Genomic DNA, 246 nt, shown 5'->3' on the forward strand with positions numbered 1-246 from the left:
CCTCCTGTCCCTCATTGACCTCACGGAACCACTGGCCCTACTGGTGCTACTGGACCTCAAGGTAACACGGGCGCTACCGGGCCTACGGGACCTCAAGGTAACACGGGCGCTACCGGGCCTCAGGGTATTCAAGGTAACACGGGCGCTACTGGACCTCAGGGTGCTCAAGGTGTCACTGGCGCAACACGACGACCCCGAGCTCAAGGACACGCGGGCGGAGCGGGGCGTCGGGGGGATAAAGGAGGG

At 64.2% G+C, this 246-nt stretch carries 1 protein-coding gene; it reads left to right on the forward strand.

Annotated features, from left to right (window positions below; translation table 11 throughout):
* A partial coding sequence (locus JDS82_RS29335; protein ID WP_275952032.1) for a hypothetical protein occupies window positions 1-246 on the forward strand: 246 nt, incomplete at both ends.

This window comes from Bacillus cereus group sp. N14 (assembly GCF_016483555.1).
Classification (GTDB): domain Bacteria; phylum Bacillota; class Bacilli; order Bacillales; family Bacillaceae_G; genus Bacillus_A; species Bacillus_A wiedmannii.